Annotated in this window: 11 protein-coding genes; 3 read left to right on the plus strand and 8 right to left on the minus strand. The window is 57.6% G+C overall.

Going from position 1 to position 14872, the window contains the following annotated elements:
• Positions 1-178: 178 nt before the first annotated feature.
• The 5 genes from OH720_RS06375 to OH720_RS06395 form a co-directional block, all read right to left on the minus strand.
• The gene (locus tag OH720_RS06375; protein WP_111281490.1) at positions 179-880 is read right to left on the minus strand and encodes an ABC transporter ATP-binding protein; all 702 of its coding nucleotides are present in this window, start codon (positions 878-880) and stop codon (positions 179-181) included.
• Entirely contained in the window at positions 881-1648 is a 768-nt protein-coding gene (gene livG / locus OH720_RS06380) for a high-affinity branched-chain amino acid ABC transporter ATP-binding protein LivG (RefSeq protein WP_008056845.1), read from the minus strand.
• Positions 1645-2901 (minus strand): high-affinity branched-chain amino acid ABC transporter permease LivM, encoded by a 1257-nt coding sequence (locus OH720_RS06385; protein WP_110748910.1) that lies wholly within the window; start codon positions 2899-2901, stop codon positions 1645-1647. The genes livG and OH720_RS06385 overlap by 4 nt, the downstream gene beginning before the upstream one ends.
• The gene (gene livH / locus OH720_RS06390; protein ID WP_007947264.1) at positions 2898-3821 is read right to left on the minus strand and encodes a high-affinity branched-chain amino acid ABC transporter permease LivH; all 924 of its coding nucleotides are present in this window, start codon (positions 3819-3821) and stop codon (positions 2898-2900) included. Before livH ends, OH720_RS06385 begins: the two co-directional genes overlap by 4 nt.
• Before the next feature lie 233 nt (positions 3822-4054).
• The gene (locus tag OH720_RS06395) at positions 4055-5182 is read right to left on the minus strand and encodes a branched-chain amino acid ABC transporter substrate-binding protein (protein ID WP_180203131.1); all 1128 of its coding nucleotides are present in this window, start codon (positions 5180-5182) and stop codon (positions 4055-4057) included.
• A gap of 349 nt (positions 5183-5531) precedes the next feature.
• Here OH720_RS06395 and OH720_RS06400 point away from each other — a divergent pair, with 349 nt between their 5' ends.
• Positions 5532-5837, plus strand: a complete 306-nt coding sequence (locus OH720_RS06400) for a DUF2288 domain-containing protein (protein WP_272604941.1) — start codon at positions 5532-5534, stop codon at positions 5835-5837.
• Positions 5838-6135: 298 nt separating this feature from the next.
• Here the strand turns inward: OH720_RS06400 and OH720_RS06405 are convergent, their stop codons facing one another.
• On the minus strand, positions 6136-8331 hold the full coding sequence (locus OH720_RS06405; protein ID WP_272604942.1) for a hypothetical protein: 2196 nt from the start codon (positions 8329-8331) through the stop codon (positions 6136-6138).
• Positions 8332-8524: 193 nt separating this feature from the next.
• Here OH720_RS06405 and OH720_RS06410 point away from each other — a divergent pair, with 193 nt between their 5' ends.
• Entirely contained in the window at positions 8525-9418 is an 894-nt protein-coding gene (locus tag OH720_RS06410) for an NAD(P)-dependent oxidoreductase (RefSeq protein WP_272604943.1), read from the plus strand.
• Here the strand turns inward: OH720_RS06410 and OH720_RS06415 are convergent.
• Positions 9375-11591 (minus strand): putative bifunctional diguanylate cyclase/phosphodiesterase, encoded by a 2217-nt coding sequence (locus tag OH720_RS06415; RefSeq protein WP_272604944.1) that lies wholly within the window; start codon positions 11589-11591, stop codon positions 9375-9377. The two genes, OH720_RS06410 and OH720_RS06415, sit on opposite strands and share 44 nt — an antisense overlap.
• 290 nt (positions 11592-11881) lie before the next feature.
• Here OH720_RS06415 and OH720_RS06420 point away from each other — a divergent pair, with 290 nt between their 5' ends.
• Positions 11882-13231, plus strand: coding sequence for a spinster family MFS transporter (locus tag OH720_RS06420; RefSeq protein WP_272604945.1), 1350 nt, complete (start codon positions 11882-11884; stop codon positions 13229-13231).
• A gap of 529 nt (positions 13232-13760) precedes the next feature.
• Here OH720_RS06420 and OH720_RS06425 read toward each other — a convergent pair.
• Complete coding sequence (locus OH720_RS06425) at positions 13761-14591, minus strand: lipid II-degrading bacteriocin (protein ID WP_272604946.1); 831 nt, start codon at positions 14589-14591, stop codon at positions 13761-13763.
• Positions 14592-14872: the final 281 nt, after the last annotated feature.

Raw genomic sequence — 14872 nt, forward strand, 5'->3', positions numbered from 1 at the left:
TAGGAGCGAGCCTGCTCGCGATGGATGTTAACGATGACGTGGGCTGTCTGGATGAACGCAGCGCCCTCCAGTTCTTCGCGAGCAGGCTCGCTCCTACAGTGGGTTTTCATTGTTGGCGGGATTGTGGCAGGCAAAAAAAACGGCCCGTGAAGGCCGTTTTTTTGTTTAACGCCGAGGCTTAGCCACCGAGGTACGCTTCACGCACTTTCGGATCGGTCAGCAGCGCTTCACCGGTGCCTGTCATCACCACCCGGCCGTTTTCCAATACGTAGGCACGGTCAGCGATTTTCAGGGCCTGGTTGGCGTTCTGCTCGACCAGGAACACCGTTACACCGTCCTTGCGCAGCTGCTCGATGATATCGAAGATCTGCTGGATGATGATCGGGGCCAGGCCCAGCGAAGGCTCGTCGAGCAGCAGCAGCTTGGGTTTGCTCATCAGCGCACGGCCGATGGCGAGCATTTGCTGTTCGCCACCGGACATGGTGCCGCCACGTTGGGCGAAGCGTTCTTTCAGGCGTGGGAAAAGTCCGAGGACCTTGTCCATCTGTTCCTGATAGTCGCCCTTGGCGGTGAAGAAGCCACCCATGGAGAGGTTTTCTTCCACGGTCAGGCGGGAAAACACCCGACGGCCTTCCGGCACCACGGCAATGCTCTTGCGCATGATCTGCGAAGAATCCTGCCCGACGAGTTCCTCACCCATGTAGCGGATGCTGCCGCTGTGGGCCCGCGGCGAACCGCACAGGGTCATCAACAGGGTGGACTTGCCGGCACCGTTGGCGCCGATCAGGGTCACGATCTCGCCCTGGCGGACTTCGACGTTGACGCTGTGCAGGGCCTGGATCTTGCCGTAGAAGGTGGAAACGTTTTCGAACTGCAGCATTTACGCTTCCCCCAGGTAGGCTTTGATCACTTCAGGATTGTCGCGGATCTGTTCCGGCGTACCGTTGGCCAGAGGCGTGCCCTGGTTGATCACGACGATGTGGTCGGAAATGCTCATGACCAGTTTCATGTCGTGCTCGATCAGCAGCACGGTGACGTTGTGCTCTTCACGCAACACGCTGATCAGCGCCTTGAGGTCTTCGGTTTCCTTCGGGTTCAGGCCGGCGGCCGGTTCGTCGAGCATGAGGATCCGTGGACGGGTCATCATGCAGCGGGCGATTTCCAGGCGTCGTTGCTGACCGTAGGCCAGGGTGCCGGCCGGACGGTTGGCGAACTCCTTGAGGTTGACCTTTTCCAGCCAGTACTCGGCGAATTCCATGGCCTCGCGTTCGCTCTTGCGAAACCCCGGGGTCTTGAACAGGCCGGACAGGAAGTTGGTGTTCAGGTGGCGATGCTGGGCGATCAAGAGGTTCTCGACCGCGGTCATGTCCTTGAACAACCGCACGTTCTGGAAGGTGCGCACCACGCCCTTGAGGGCGATCTTGTGGCCTGGCAGGCCTTCGATCTGCTCTCCGTCGAGCAGGATGCTGCCGCCGCTCGGCTTGTAGAAGCCGGTCAGGCAGTTGAACACGGTGGTCTTGCCGGCGCCGTTGGGGCCGATCAATGCAACCACTTGTTTCTCTTTCACGCTCAAGGCAACGCCGTTGACCGCCAGCAAGCCGCCGAAGCGCATGCTCAGGTTTTCTACTTTCAGGATCTCGCGGCTCATTTGCGCAGCTCCATGTGAGGACGTTGCATGGGCAGCAGGCCCTGAGGGCGCCAGATCATCATCAGTACCATCAAGGCACCGAACATCAACATGCGGTACTCACTGAACTCACGCATCATTTCCGGCAGCAGGATCATCACCACCGCGGCGAGGATCACACCCAGCTGCGAGCCCATGCCACCCAACACCACGATGGCGAGGATGATCGCCGACTCGATGAAGGTGAAGGACTCCGGTGTCACCAGGCCTTGGCGGGCAGCGAAGAAACTACCGGCGAAACCGGCAAAGCTGGCCCCAAGGGTGAACGCCGAAAGCTTGATCACGGTCGGGTTCAGACCCAGTGCACGGCAGGCGATTTCGTCTTCACGCAAGGCTTCCCACGCACGGCCCAGGGGCATGCGCAGCAGGCGGTTGATGACGAACAGCGCGCCGAGCGCCAGCAACAGGGCAACCAGGTAGAGGAAAATCACCTTGTTGATCGAGTTGTAGGCGATGCCGAAATACTCGTGGAACGTCTGCATCCCTTCAGCGGCTTTACGTTCGAAGGTCAGGCCGAAGAACGTTGGTTTCTCGATGTTGCTGATGCCGTTCGGACCGCCCGTGAGGCCGGTCAGGTTACGCAGGAACAGACGGATGATTTCACCGAAGCCCAGGGTCACGATCGCCAGGTAGTCACCGCGCAGACGCAGCACCGGGAAACCGAGGAGGAAGCCGAAGGTGGCCGACATCAGGCCGGCAATCGGCAGGCAGATCCAGAAGCTCAAGCCGTAGTAGTGCGACAGCAGCGCGTAGCTGTAGGCGCCGACGGCGTAGAAGCCGACGTAACCAAGGTCGAGCAGGCCAGCCAGACCGACCACGATGTTCAGGCCCAGGCCCAGCATCACGTAGATCAGCACCAGCGTCGCGATATCCACCGCGCCGCGCGAGCCGAAGAACGGCCAGACCAGGGCGCCGGCGATCAGCGCAATGATGATCCAGCGCTGGGTAGTCGGCAGGGTCAGGAAGTTGCTGGCCTTGGCCGGAATCAGCGGCATGCTCGGCGAGGAGCGCCAGGCCGAGCTGATCTGCTGGTCGAACAGAACGCGCAGGAACATCAGCACCGAGCACACGGCGATGGTGATCAACGTGGCGGTGCTAGTGCCATGGACTTCGAGGTTGATGCCAACGATGCTCAGCTTCAGACCCAGTACCGGATAGGCAACGGCCCACACCAGCAAGGCACTGAACAGCGCCTGTTTAAGATTCCTAGTCATACTTTCTCAACCTCCGGGCGGCCCAGCAGGCCGGTTGGCCGGAACAACAACACCAAAACCAAGAGGCCGAAGGCCACGACGTCCTTGTACTGGTCGCCGAAGATATCGGCACCGAAGGCTTCCGCCACGCCCAGTACCAGCCCGCCGAGCATGGCGCCCGGTATGCTGCCGATACCGCCCAGTACCGCGGCGGTGAAGGCCTTGAGGCCGACCAGGAAACCGGCGTTCGGGTTGATCACGCCGTATTGCATGCTCAGCAGCACGGCCGCGATGGCCGCCAGCGCGGCACCGATGACGAAGGTCAGGGCGATGATGTTGTTGGTGTTGATACCCAGCAGGTTGGCCATCTTGATGTCTTCGGCACAGGCGCGGCAGGCGCGCCCCAGGCGAGAGCGGGAGATGAACAGCGTCAGGCCGAGCATGGCGACCAGGGTCACCACGAACACCACGATTTGCATGTAGGAAATCAGCACTTCATGTGCGCCACCTGGCCCGAAGGCGAAGTTGCCCGGAATCAGGTTGGGGATGGATTTGTCCTTGGAGTCTTGCGCCAGCAGAACCGTGTTCTGCAGGAAGATCGACATGCCGATGGCGGAAATCAGCGGGATCAGACGGTTGCTGCCGCGCAAGGGGCGGTAGGCGATCCGTTCGATGCTGTAGCCGTAGGCACTGGTGACGACGATGGTCGCCAGGAAAGCGGCGGTCATCAACAGCGGAACACTGTCGAGTCCCAGCATGGCCAGCCCGGCGATGGCGATGAACGCCACGTAGGAGCCGATCATGTACACCTCGCCGTGGGCGAAGTTGATCATTCCAATGATGCCGTAAACCATCGTATAGCCGATGGCGATCAGGGCATACGTGCTGCCAATGGTCAGACCATTAACCAGCTGTTGGAAGAAGTGATAGATGTCAGGCATTACAGCGCTCCTAAAAACCTGATACGCATTTCACTGGTGGAGTCATTTTCCCGCCCGGGCCCCGTGGATCTGCATCCACTTCGAATCCGGAGTTTGCCAGCGAACCGCTGATGACGGTTTTGAGATTTTCAGGTGGGGAGACTAGCGGATCACGCCAGCGCGGCCCAGATACGTTCGTAAAACAAAGCCCACGGCACGCCGTGGGCTTTGTTGGCAGTCAGTCAGGCAATGCCTTACTGAGGCTTGGCTTCAGTTTTTGGTTTGCCGAAGTGCCACTCGTAGACCACGAATTTGAAGTCTTTCAAGTCGCCTTTTTCGTCGAAGCTCAGGTCGCCGGTAGGTGTCTTGAAGGTGCCGGCGTGGATGGCTTCAGCCACTTTGGCAGAGTCTTCGGACTTGGCAGCCTTGATGCCGTCGGCGATCACGGTCACAGCCGAGTAGGCCGGGAACACGAACGGACCGCTTGGATCTTCTTTCTTGGCCTTGAACGCATCAGCCAGGGCAACGTTGGCCGGATCCTGGTCGAAGGATTTCGGCAGGGTCACCAGCAGGCCTTCGGAGGCGTCCTTGGCGATCTGCGAAATGGAGTCGTTACCCACGCCTTCCGGACCCATGAACTTGGCTTTCAGGCCTTTCTCCTGGGATTGACGCAGGATCAGGCCCAGCTCCGGGTGGTAGCCGCCGTAGTAGACGAAGTCGACGTTGGCTTGCTTGAGCTTGGCGATCATCGACGAGAAGTCCTTGTCGCCGGCGTTGACGCCTTCGAACACGGCAACCTTGACGCCTTTGCCTTCCAGGGTTTTCTTCACGGCAGAGGCGATGCCTTCACCGTATTGCTGTTTGTCGTGCAGGACAGCAACGATTTTCGGTTTGACGAAGTCGGCGATGTAGTTACCGGCGGCAGGACCCTGGGCGCTGTCCAGGCCGATGGTGCGGAACACCATTTTGTAGCCACGGTTGGTGATGTCCGGGCTGGTGGCAGCCGGGGTGATCATGATCACGCCTTCGTCTTCGTAGATGTCCGAAGCCGGTTGAGTGGAGCTGGAGCACAGGTGGCCAACCACGAATTTCACGCCGTCGTTGACGACTTTGTTCGCGACCGCTACCGCTTGTTTTGGATCACAGGCGTCATCGTATTCAACGGCTTCGAGTTTCTTGCCGTCTACGCCGCCTTTGGCGTTGATCTGTTCAATGGCCATTTTGGCGCCGCTGAACTGCATGTCGCCATATTGGGCTACAGGGCCGGTTTTAGGGCCGGCGATGCCGATCTTGATGGTGTCAGCTGCGAACGAATGGCTGGCAACCCCGGCCAGAACCATAGCGGCAAACAGTTTGGAAATCTGCTTAGTAGCCTTAGTCATAGTGCTCCACTCTTACTGTTGTAATTTTTATAGTCCTGGCGCCGTAGGCGGCAGAACCGGGTAAGTATCTACGACATTCCCCGGAAAAGCCCCTCGGCAACTGTACCGGTACAGTGTAGAGCGCCGATTGTCAGCCTGGGAAGCTGGCGCCAGGGGGCAAAACTTGGAGGTGTCGCTTTTTTGAAAGAAAAAGTCAGAATTGCGGCGGGGGTTTGACGGGCTTATAGCCATATTCCGTGCATTCCCTGGCCTTCCTGCGCTTTTCATTCGGTGATGCAAATTGCTTCTGGGTTTTTCTGCCTGACTACCGACGTTATCATTGCGTCGATTTCTTTTCCGGACCGGACCCATGACTGAAGAACCTAGCACCCTCTATGCCAAGCTGCTTGGCGAAACCGCATCTATTACCTGGAAGGAGTTGGAGCCGTTCTTCGCCAAGGGTGCCCTATTGTGGGTCGACCCCAGTCTTGATCTGATCGCTGCCGCCGAGGCCATGGCAACCGACGACGGCGAGAAAGTGGCTGCCTGGCTGGCCGCCGACCAGGTCGCCAAGCTGTCTGAAACGCGGGCGCTGGATCTTTTCGAACGCGATCCGCCGTTGTGGGCAGTGGTGGTTTCGCCGTGGATCATGATCCAGGAAAAGGCGCCGGCTTGAATGGTCGCACCGTATTGGTGCGATGGCTTGGCGGGGATAAGTGTGTAGCCGAGTAGCGTGATGGCACGTTGCCGTAGAGAAAGGCCACGCTTCACGGTGACGTAAACGTAACGGGAACAGTTGCGGGGACAACCAAGCGGCTTCTCAATTGTTTCTGGATGTTGAAAGTGTGTTGATTCTGAGGACGCCATCGCGAGCAGGCTCGCTCCCACAGGGATCGCATTTCATTCATAAGGAACGCGGTCAACTGTGGGAGCGAGCCTGCTCGCGATAGGGCCGACTCGGTGTTGCGTCGGGCTTAGAAAGTCTTGCCCGTATGGTTATTCAGCGAAATAACCTTAGTCTTGCCAATCCGGTGACGATAGATCTCACGCAGGTACTTGATCGCTTTTTTCACGCAGTCGCGGGACAGGCGGATGTCATTGATTGAGACAAACTTGTCCTTGTCGTTGATCAGCTCGCGATACTTCTTCTCGTACATCGGTTTGATCGCATACCAATTGGTATCGAGAATTTTCGCCGGGTTCTCGAACTCGTTGAGCAGGTCGTCGATCAGGTTTTCATCGAATTCTTCGTTGATGATGAAGTCCAGGACCGAGTTGTCCAGGGTGTCATCGAAGCGGTAAGGGGTACGCGCAAAGCAACGCTTGATGAACGCCACGATCAAGGTCAGGAAATCGTCCGACAGGCACGGGCTCTTGGCGATCAGGGTGGTCAGCGACAGGTTGGCCGAGGCACCGATCACCAGTGCATAGCGCTTGAGCGTGGTGTTGGGGAACAGGTTGTTGAGGTGCGTCTTCAACCGGTTCAGGTCCATGTAGGACAGCTTGTAGTCCTTGGGCAGGGAAACGATCGACACTACCGACGAACAGTTCTTGAAGAAGTGCAGGTCGTGCAGGGCCGCCGCGTCATATCCCGAATTCTTGTACTGCTCCAGCGACGCCCGATAGCGCTTGGACTCGATCGGCAACAGGCTGATGCCTTCGATGGCTTGGGTGACTTTATTGAAGTGCGGCAGGTCGATGGAGCGGAAGAACAGGTCGTCGATGTTCAGGCGTTGTGGCTCTTTCTCGAACACCTTGAATTTGTCGCCGGTAGGCGCCGGGGTTTCCGGAACCACGGACTCGGCGTAGGCAATCGCTACCGGGCCGGCCAGGCTCATGAACAGGTCGTTGGCGTCCAGGCGAATGGTTTCGCCAATGTCGATGCCGGCACGGCGGAAATAGTTCTGGTCGTAGTCTGTCGTGACCGCCTGCGCGGTCAGGATGTTGAAGATCTGCTGCGAGATGTACTGGTTGGCATGCTTTTCCATCGCGTTGACGTCGATGTTCTGGATGTTGCCGTCATCGCTTTCTTCGGCATAGCGCATGATGTCGTTGGAAATCAGCATCATCGCGTTCCAAGGGCGGATACGGCCCATGACACTGGCTTCGCTGCTGTCTTCGTTGGCGAAGTTGTAGGAAAAGTCCCACTCCTCCGACAGGTATTTGCACAGCAGGCGACCGGCGTTGATGTGAAGCGCTTCGGACATTTCACTGCGGTGATCGGAAATGTTCGGCAATACGCAGATGCCGCTGGTGAAGATCGGCTCGAAGACGAAGGCGTGGCCACTCTTGCTGTCATGCTCGTCCATCGGCTTGGTGTCGAACGTCTTGTTCATGTACGAGTGTTGCTGGGCCAGGCCGAACTCCGAGGCCATGCCTGAACCGGTGCCGCCGCCGGCACTGAAGATCGAGAAGTACAGGCGCGACTGGTTGGCCTTGATGCCGCAGCTGTCGATCAGGTACGAGTGGATCATCTTCCAGTCCGGGCTGGAGAAGCGCTGGGTGTCCTTGTTCAGGATGATCTTGGCCAGGTACTGGCCGAGGATCGGCGCGTTACCGGCACCCCCGGCATGGACTTCCGACAGGTCCATGATTTTCATTTTGCTGTAGTCACGCAGGAACCCGCTTTTTTCGCCTTTGCGCGAGAAGCGGATACGCCCGGCAATGTCCTTGTCCAGGTCGCCCAGCATCACCAGCGGTTCTACCAGGAACACCGGTTTGGTGGCCTTGTTCGCCCCCAGGCGCAAATTGTTACGAATCCACTGTGCCGGGCTGTAGCCCTTTTCCGAATAGCGTTTGTCTGGCGAGAGGCGGTCTTCGTTGTTGAACTCGTTGAGGTAGAACTTGCGGGCGTTGTAGACCAGTTCCGCGACATCCAGCGCGATGTTCGAACCGCAACGGCCCAGGCCAATCAGGCACACTGACGGGAACTGCTGGTCGTTGTGCTGTTCGTTGTCGCCTTCCAGATGCGGTGGGCGGGGGAACACCATGTCGCGCAGGCCGTCGAGGTTGTCGAGGATGCGATCGGTGTTGGTTTCGGTGAAGTACAGGTATTGCTGGGTCGCCAGTGGGCGCGACGGCGTCAATGGCTTCGAGGGTACGGGGCTGTTAGCCGCCGGGCTCAGCGTCAGGTCGGAAAGCGCAGGGGCCGGGTTGTTTTTGGAAGTCATTGTTCGCCATGTACCTGGGCTGGTTGGTCGCGGACTACTGTCGTCGACCATCACGGAATGAGAGCTCGCGTCTTTTATCAGCGCGTATTAGTCCCGGGCGGCGCAGTCAGCTTGCGCGTCGCTCGGCGGAATCCTTTCCTGCATCTTGATGAATCGGCCAATATTCGGTGTTCTTTAATCAAAAGGAGGCAAAATGATGTCAACGCTACCGGCCCTGGGTTTTGCCGGAATCGGCCTGATGGGCCTGCCAATGTGCCGGCGTTTGCTCGCCGCGGGTTACCCACTGACTGTGTGGAACCGCAATCCGGCCAAGTGCGCGCCGCTGGTCGAGGCCGGTGCACGCCAGGTCGCCACGCCTGCCGAGTTGTGCCAACACGCCGAAGTAGTCATGTTGTGCCTGGCGGATACGGCGGTGGTTCGCGAGGTGGTTTTCGGCAAGTCGGGCATTGCCGAGGGGGCGAAAAAGGATCAATTGCTGGTGGATTTTTCCAGCCTGGAACCCACGGCGACCCGGGAGATGGCGGCAGAACTCGGCAAAACCGGCATGGGTTGGCTGGATGCACCGGTGTCTGGCGGGGTGGTGGGCGCTGAAGCCGGCAGCCTGGCGATCATGGTCGGCGGCACCGTGGCGGACCTTGAGCGAGTCAAACCGGTTTTGTTGAGTCTTGGCCAGCGCGTGACGCACATGGGCGCCGTGGGCGCAGGGCAGGTGACCAAGGTCTGCAACCAGATGATCGTTGCCTGCAACGCGCTGGTCATCGCCGAAGTGGTGGCCTTGGCGGAGCGCTCCGGGGTCGACGCCAGTCTGATCGCCGAGGCACTGACCGGTGGGTTTGCCGATTCAAGGCCCTTGCAGTTCCTGGCTCCGCAAATGGCCGAGAGCCGTTTCGAACCGGTCAAATGGCACGTGCGGACTTTGCTGAAGGATCTGGACGGTGCGGTGAAGTTTTCCCGCGAACAAGGTTCGGCGACGCCGATCAGCGGCTTGGCTGCGCAATTGATGCGCCTGCACGGTGGGCAAGGTTTCCTGGAGAAAGACCCGTCTACATTAGTGCAGATGTACCGTGAACCCGACCCAGGTGCGTGACGGTGCATGACTGCTTGCGCTGGTTGATTTCGTTCAGCACCGGCTGCAGTTCGGTCAGCGGGACCGGCCTGCTGAGCAGGTAACCCTGGACGAAGTCGCAGCCGTGGCCTTCGAGAAACCGGTACTGCTCGAAGGTTTCGACACCTTCGGTAACCACATCCAGATGGAGGGTGTGGGCCATGACGATGATGGCCTGGACGATCTCCATGTCCTGGGTGGATTTCGGAATATCCTGGATGAATGAGCGGTCGATCTTCAGCGTGTTCAGCGGCAAGCGCTTAAGGTAAGCCAGGGATGAATAACCGGTGCCGAAGTCATCGATCGACAGCGAAACGCCGAGGGCGCGTATCTGCTGCAGCAACACCAGCGTATCGGCTATGTTGCCCATCAGCGCACTCTCGGTGACCTCCAGTTCCAGTCGATGGGGCTCCACCCCGGCACTGCGCAACGCGAGTGAGATTTCGTCGCTCAGTTCTTCGCGCGCCAGGGTCAGGGGGGAGCAATTGATGGCAATCTTCAGGTGCCCGCAACCCTGGCGCGCCAACTCGCCCAGATCCACGCAGGCCTTGCGCAGCACCCAGTTGTCCAGTTCGGTAATCAGGCCATTGGCCTCTGCTACGCCAATGAAACGGTCCGGCGCGAGGAAGCCGTGGACGGGGTGTTGCCAGCGGATCAAGGCTTCGAGCTTGCTGACCTGGTTGGTCTTGAGGTCAAGGATCGGTTGGTAATAGAGCATCAGGCCGGTGTCTTCGCGCAGGGCATGGCGCAGTTCTTCCTCCATTTGCAGTTCCAGCATGGCGCGAGCCTTGAGGTTGGCACTGAAGAAGTTCAGACCGTTACGGCCGCTGTCCTTGGATTGATACAGCGCCAGGTCGGCGTTTTTCAGCAGTTCTTCACAAGTCTTGCCGTCCTCGGGAAACACGCTGATACCGATGCTGGTGGTCATGACCATGCGTCGCCCGGACAGCTCGATGGGTTCCTTCATTTTCAGCATGATGCGCTGGGCCATCTGCCGCGCCTCTTCACGGTCATGCAGGTCGATGAGAATGCAGAATTCGTCGCCACCAAAGCGTGCCACCACATCGTCATGACTGCGTACCGAGCTTTTGATGTGCCGGGCGAGGACCTTGAGCAGTTCATCGCCGGCGTCGTGGCCGAGGCTGTCGTTGATTCGCTTGAAATGGTCGATGTCGAGGAACAGGACGGCGAGCATGCCGCCTGAATGAGTACGCTCCAAAAGCTTCTCGGCGAAGAGCTGGTTGAACCCGCGACGGTTGACCAGGTTGGTCAGGGCGTCGTAGTGCGCCACCTGTTGCAGGGACATGCGCGCCTGGTCCAGTTGGCTGAGTAGCGAGTTGACCCGCAGCAGGTCACGGTCCTTGTGCTGCAGTTTCTTGTCCGCCAGCGCTGCGCTGATGCAACTGCCGATGATCAGCAGTGTCATGACGGCTACCGTCAGGCCCAGTTGCAGATGGTTGTTTTCGGAAGGTTGAGTCACCTGGCTGCCGGTTGGCAGGACCAGGTCGAAGGCGGCCATGCCGGTGAAGTGCAGGCTCATGATGCCTGCGCCCAGCACCAGGCTGGCGGCGTATTTGCGCAGTTGGTGAAAAATACCCGCGCTATTGCGCAGGTAGCTCGCCAGCAGCAGTAACGCCAGGCTGGCGCCGGTGGCGATCACAATGGAAAGGACGAGCAGCGCCGGATGGTAGTAGGCCGTCGCTTGCGAACGCATGGCGGCCATGCCCACGTAGTGCATGGTGGCGATGCCCAGGCCAATAATGAACGATGCCTTGCAGCATTGGCGGACATTCAAGACAGGCAAGCTGAGGGTGTGCATCGCCAGCCACGACGCACATAGGGCGATCAACAGCGACAGGAGCGTGATGGGCAAATGGTAGTGGACGTCGATCGGCGCCTGGAACGCCAGCATGCCGATGAAGTGCATGGCCCAGATTCCACCGGCCAGGCACCCGGCACCGATCCAGCGCCAAAGGCGTTGGGAAGCCGGTTTTTGCGCATGGCTGATTCGTTCGGCCATATCCAGTGCGGCAAAACAGCTGGCGCAGGCGACCAGAAAAGCCAGCAGCACCAGAAAAGGGTCATGTGCGCAATGGAGTATGACCTGTCCGCTTTCTGCTAGCTCTGTAGTGAAATGCAGACCAAGCCACTCCATAGCATGCCCCGTGGTTGTCTCCCTTGCCGGCAATCAACGCTGGCGAATGTGTTGGAGTATAGAGGCCGTGGATTGAACGCAAGGGATAGTGGCACATTGTCTCCCAATGATTTTGGAATGGACCTTAGTTCGTTTGGAAATAAAATGTCGCATGGGCCGCGTCTGTCCCCATGGTTGGGTATCAGCTTTACGAATAATTACAGACAGTCCTGGCCCGCCTGACTAGATTGCAGGTTCCGGGCTCGGATGCACTGGCAGTGAAGCCCCATAACAATAAAAGAGACGGACCCATGCAGAACTCGACCCAAGCGGCGAATGCCTGGCGCATTCTGTTCCTGCTGTTCCTGGCCAACCTGTTCAACTTCTTCGACCGCACGATCCCGGCCATCATTATCGAACCGATCCGCATGGAGTGGCACCTCAGCGACTTTCAACTGGGGATCATCGGTACGGCCTTCACCATCGTCTACGCGATCGCAGGCCTGCCGCTGGGGCGAATGGCCGATACCGGCTCGCGCAGCAAGTTGATGGGTTGGGGGCTGGCGGCGTGGAGCGGCCTGACCGCGGTCAATGGCATGGTCGGCAGCTTCTGGAGTTTCCTGATCGTGCGCATGGGCATCGGCATCGGCGAAGCCAGTTACGCACCGGCCGCCAACTCGCTGATCGGTGACTTGTTTCCGGCGCATCGCCGGGCGCGGGCCATGGGCATTTTCATGCTCGGACTGCCGTTGGGCCTGTTGTTGGCGTTCTTCACCATCGGCGCGATGGTCAAGGCCTTCGACAGCTGGCGCGCACCGTTCTTCATTGCCGCGGTACCGGGGCTGATCCTGGCGATCTTCATGTTTTTCATCAAGGAGCCGAAACGCGGCGCGGCTGAAAGCGTGCAGGTGTCGCAGGAGAAGGTTGACCGGCCTATCCGCCGTATCCTGGCGGTGCCGACATTCCTGTGGCTGGTGCTGGCCGGGCTGTGCTTCAACTTCGCGACCTATGCCTGCAATTCGTTTCTGGTGCCGATGCTGCAGCGCTATTTCCTGATGCCGTTGCAGGAAGCGGCGGTGGCGACCGGGGTGATCGTCGGCGTGACCGGGTTGGTCGGCCTGACCCTGGGTGGCTGGGTCGCGGACAAGATTCATCAGCGAATTGCCAACGGTCGTCTGTTGTTCGCTGCGTTCAGTCTGATTATCTCAACCCTGTGCACGGCGTGGGCGCTGCATTCGGGGCGAATCGAGATCGGGGTGTTCGTGGCCGTGTTCAGTGTGGGCTGGCTGTTTGCGTATAACTTCTATACCTGCGTCTACACAGCGATTCAGGATGTGGTCGAACCGCGCCTGAGGGCCACCGCCATGGCCTTGTTCTTTGCCGGGCTTTACCTGTTGGGCGGTGGGTTGGGGCCAGTGGTGGTCGGCGCGTTGTCCGATCACTTTGCCCACACGGCGATGCTGGCGGCGGGTGCCGAACAGATGACCGAGGCGTTCAAGGCCGTGGGCCTGCATGACGCGATGTACCTGATCCCAGTGGCGCTGTTTTTCACCATGGTGTTTCTGGTACTGGCGTCGCGGTGTTTTGTGAGGGATGCGAAGCGGATGAAGGAAGGGTTGGTGGCGGTGGTTGAGCCGGTGGGTTCTGCGGCGACTGCTTGACGGTGTTGAAGGGAGTCACTGTAGATTATTGTCTGCTACTCGTTTTGGGATAGCAGACAATATTAGACTAATTGCACCTATATAAAGACTGACGGCGACTATGCTAAGGCGTGTATCGAGCACAAATAAGCCAATAATCAGTATTCCAAAAAGCGAAGAAAGCAATAGGAGCAAGTTTGATGGCCAGAAAATTGCTCGCCGGACAGTAAGTGATGTCGGTTTGGTTATAGTTGATAAGATCATGCCGGCAATTGTAAGTGCGCTGCCAGGAAGGCCTAGGCATACCAGGGCTATCACAAGTAATAAAACTAATGATAAACCTTCTGTGTCAGAAAGGTCTTGCGAGTTGATTGGAAGGCGGATAGCTGCATTAAACAAGCAGAACCATCCCCCGATGAACAGTAAGATGGATAATAATAACCGTTGGTAGGGGGGCATGGTCTGCGCTTTTCCTGATGAAGGTGACGGGTGCTATGAGGCTGGTTTGACTGTTTGAGTTATGCAGGGCTTGGAAAGATGTTCTTGATAATTAGCGCTCTATGCTTATTACATTTGTCCCTTTGATAGCTATTTCATACGGCTGGGCATTCAAGAATTTTTCAACAGTTGCGAGTATTCGAGTAGAATTTTCACCTACTGCGTCGCGAAAGGTGCTTGGATTTGCGTCGTATACATCGTTGTAAGCTCGTGCGCCACCAGTGAAAGATAAAGTTCCGTTTTCATTTTTCGTGACTGTGCCTTCGATTTTTAAAGTGATATTACCAAGCCATGCCTCGGTATGCCATGAGTTAGAGCCTGTGTTGTACGGTACCTTATCCAGCGTTATTGGTGTTCGACCCATTGGCGCCTGGGTGAATGCCGATTCCAGCATCGGAATCCTCGTACCTGATAGGTCCAATCCCAAACTGTTGATGTTCGTCTCGGCGGCAACACCTTTTCCGTAAAGGAAATGCCCTAAAGCAGATACTGGAGTAAGTAGTCCCCCTGATAACCCTTTGGATTCCGGAACAGATCCAGCCTTAAAGTTATTCGTCGCATAATACAATGCTTGAGCGGGTGATATGTTCGGGTTCAAGCAGATATAGTTATCGGCAAAGGGGATTGCCTGCATGTCACGCACAATAGAGCTAACAATACTCAAGGCTACTCCGTTTCTGATAGAGGCTTCCTGTTCCTTGGTGATTTTTATGATCATCTCACGCCACAGACCTTGGGCGTAGTAATTGTTCCGTTCTAGTTGTTGTGCAGTGAAAACCAATGCTGGATTCGGCGCGCCCCAAGTACCGCCGCCAGATGGCGGAGAATAGCCAGGGGCTGTAGCTGTGGTGACAAGGGGTGGGAGAGTTATTCCATTACTCATATTTAAATATCCTTTATGTGTAGCTGTTATTGCGAGGCGTTGGGTTTTAATTGCTCACGTCGATAATTTTTAATTAAAGAGTGTTGATGTGGGGGAGGTGTACTTCACACTTCCATGCTAATTGGTTTTTTGGCCAAGTGGGTCCGAGAGTTGCGTCGGAAATCTCTTTTTAAAAGTAGGAAAAAAGCCGAAATTAAATGTAATCGCCACTGTGCTATATAAGTGGCCGAGGTGTTCCTATGCCTCTGTCGGAAACATCCTGCGCAATGACTGGGTATCTC

Source organism: Pseudomonas sp. WJP1 (genome assembly GCF_028471945.1).
Taxonomy (GTDB): domain Bacteria; phylum Pseudomonadota; class Gammaproteobacteria; order Pseudomonadales; family Pseudomonadaceae; genus Aquipseudomonas.

Coding starts and splice junctions, on each gene's coding strand:
- OH720_RS06395 (WP_180203131.1), bottom strand. CDS start 5,182: ATGACTAAGGCTACTAAGCAGATTTCCAAACTGTTTGCCGCTATGGTT.
- OH720_RS06400 (WP_272604941.1), top strand. CDS start 5,532: ATGACTGAAGAACCTAGCACCCTCTATGCCAAGCTGCTTGGCGAAACC.
- OH720_RS06375 (WP_111281490.1), bottom strand. CDS start 880: ATGCTGCAGTTCGAAAACGTTTCCACCTTCTACGGCAAGATCCAGGCC.
- livG (WP_008056845.1), bottom strand. CDS start 1,648: ATGAGCCGCGAGATCCTGAAAGTAGAAAACCTGAGCATGCGCTTCGGC.
- OH720_RS06425 (WP_272604946.1), bottom strand. CDS start 14,591: ATGAGTAATGGAATAACTCTCCCACCCCTTGTCACCACAGCTACAGCC.
- OH720_RS06415 (WP_272604944.1), bottom strand. CDS start 11,591: ATGGAGTGGCTTGGTCTGCATTTCACTACAGAGCTAGCAGAAAGCGGA.
- OH720_RS06405 (WP_272604942.1), bottom strand. CDS start 8,331: ATGACTTCCAAAAACAACCCGGCCCCTGCGCTTTCCGACCTGACGCTG.
- OH720_RS06420 (WP_272604945.1), top strand. CDS start 11,882: ATGCAGAACTCGACCCAAGCGGCGAATGCCTGGCGCATTCTGTTCCTG.
- OH720_RS06410 (WP_272604943.1), top strand. CDS start 8,525: ATGATGTCAACGCTACCGGCCCTGGGTTTTGCCGGAATCGGCCTGATG.
- livH (WP_007947264.1), bottom strand. CDS start 3,821: ATGCCTGACATCTATCACTTCTTCCAACAGCTGGTTAATGGTCTGACC.
- OH720_RS06385 (WP_110748910.1), bottom strand. CDS start 2,901: ATGACTAGGAATCTTAAACAGGCGCTGTTCAGTGCCTTGCTGGTGTGG.